This is a genomic window from Colwellia marinimaniae, assembly GCF_002207865.1.
Classification (GTDB): domain Bacteria; phylum Pseudomonadota; class Gammaproteobacteria; order Enterobacterales; family Alteromonadaceae; genus Colwellia; species Colwellia marinimaniae.
The window spans coordinates 1-276 of record NZ_BDQM01000237.1 but is presented as its reverse complement, the minus strand read 5'-3'; the positions used below and the strand labels follow the sequence as shown (position 1 = coordinate 276).

The 276-nt window shown below is 58.7% G+C and carries 1 protein-coding gene; it reads left to right on the top strand.

The annotated features are described in order from the left end of the window. Positions 1-105: 105 nt before the first annotated feature. A partial coding sequence (locus tag MTCD1_RS23625; RefSeq protein WP_200818664.1) for an ACT domain-containing protein occupies positions 106-276 on the top strand: 171 nt, incomplete at its 3' end.

Sequence of the window (276 nt, the reverse complement as noted above, 5' to 3'; positions counted from 1 at the left end):
GAATACGCCCGCCGTGAGGACGTGCCAGTGCACGTACGTTCCTCGTTCTCTGACAAACCCGGCACCTGGGTCAAGGACCCTACCGACATCACGAAGGGATCTGACATGGAAGAGGCCATCATCTCCGGGGTGGCCCATGACCGCTCGGAGGCCAAGATCACCATCGCCGGTCTTCCTGACGCGGTGGGTCGAGCTGCCCAGATCTTCGAGATCATCGCTCACGCTGACATCAATATCGACATGATTGTGCAGAATGCCTCGCGGGTTATGAATGGG